At 30.3% G+C, this 1,793-nt stretch carries 1 protein-coding gene and 1 pseudogene; both read right to left on the reverse strand.

Annotated elements, in window-relative coordinates; translation table 11 throughout:
• Positions 1-48: 48 nt before the first annotated feature.
• Positions 49-783 carry an MBL fold metallo-hydrolase gene (locus ACW2QF_RS20025; protein ID WP_455717781.1) on the reverse strand — a complete coding sequence of 245 codons (735 nt, stop codon included), beginning with the start codon at positions 781-783 and terminating at the stop codon, positions 49-51.
• Between the two features lie 308 nt (positions 784-1,091).
• Positions 1,092-1,712, reverse strand: a pseudogene (locus ACW2QF_RS20030) (GTP pyrophosphokinase); the annotation flags it as partial.
• Positions 1,713-1,793 lie beyond the last annotated feature (81 nt).

Below are 1,793 nucleotides of genomic sequence, written 5' to 3' on the forward strand. Positions count from 1 at the left end.
ATAATCAACTGTTACAACCTTCATAGACTTATTGTGTTATACAATTACTTATTCTTCTCCTGCAATAGAAAATCCATCTGCTTTTGCCTTCTCGATATTAAAATCTTGATCTAGATGCATCAATGTAATCTTTTTCTTCTGATCTGCTGGCATGTCTTTTGTTAATTCAAGATATTTATTATAATGAAAATGTACGGTCGCACCCTTGTTAGCAGTTACTTCATGACAAATATAATTAAACGCATACGTATTCATTAACTTCTCATTAAATTCACAAGTATCACCACTATAGAAAAAACTAAATTCATCTCTTAATGAAAACTCTAAGCTAAAACAATTTGTTTCATTATTATAATTTAACTCATCTGTATGATGAGTTGGATCGAATATATACTCAGGCTGTTTTTCATACCCATCAATATATAACTCATCCCAACGATTAATGAATAATGTGTACATATCTTGCTTAATTCCCTGTATCGTTAAGAGCTCATTAATAGACTCTGACGGAAAGTATACACAAACTTTGCTACGATCCATATTGAACGCTTTAATGTATAAGTATGCAATTAATGTTCCTAAACTTCCTACGTGATCACTATGAAGGTGTGTTATGAATATATTTACTCTAGTCTTTCCATTGAATAAATTTTTATTAATTAATTTAGCAAATACATCCTCACCTGCATCTATTATAAAAAGCTCGGTACCTAATTCAAAATAAGCACTTGTATTACCTCTTTCAGTATTAAAGGCTCCTCCTGTCCCTAAAAATGTAAGCATCTTATATCTCCTTTACTCCTAAAAATCTATTCTGAATTGGCTATAACCTTTGTTAAGAAGGAACCCAATCCTTTCTTTTTTCTCTCTTCTTTTTTTGATTTATTTTTCATCATATTTTTAGAATCCAAATCTTCCATTATGTGTTCCACTTGGTCATCATCAATATCATTTTCTAATATTATTCCTGAATTAGTAGCCCCATTCTCATCTTCATCATCAATTATAGTTCCGTAAGATTCCTTCAGTCTCTCTCTATAATTTTCAGACATAATCTCTTTATATTCAGCTAACTCATCACGGCCACTACTACAACCATGTACTTGTTCATTCAAAGACATCATCTTTTGATCAAGATAACTAACAATATCTGCACACTCTTTTAGTTCCTTACGTATACCTTCTGGTGCATTTCCTTCATATTTGTAATAAATCTTATGTTCTAAACTTGCCCAAAAATCCATAGCAATAGTACGAATCTGTATCTCAACTTTTGTATCAATAACTGAATTTGATAGGAATATTGGTACAGATACAATCATATGATAACTTGCATAGCCATTTTGCTTTGGTTGCATAATGTAATCTTTTATTTTTAGCACTTTAATATCATTTTGTTTTGCTATTAAATCAGCAATTCGATAAATATCTGAAGTAAATGAACATATAATTCGTATCCCTGCAATATCATTTACATACTTAACAATATTTTCAACTGTTAGTTCTTTCCCTTTATGTCGAATCTTCTTTGCTATACTTTCTGGAGACTTCACTCGAGAAGTGATGTGTTCAATTGGATTATATTGATGAGCAAGTTTAAATTCACCATTCAGAATTTCAAGTTTAGTATTAATTTCTTTTAATGCAGAATTATATAGTAATAGCGCGTTACTCCATTCTTCTGCTTCATCATAAAAAATTGGTAATTCCATATTTGCACCCTCTTCTTGCTGCACTTATTAGATACATATATTTCCTTTAAATCTCTGTTTTTAGTATCATTTCATTTCACG

This window comes from Anaerosporobacter sp. (genome assembly GCF_965301125.1).

What these genes read in the sequence shown, in the direction of transcription:
- ACW2QF_RS20025 (WP_455717781.1), bottom strand. Translation starts at nt 783, where the DNA reads ATGCTTACATTTTTAGGGACAGGAGGAGCCTTTAATACTGAAAGAGGT.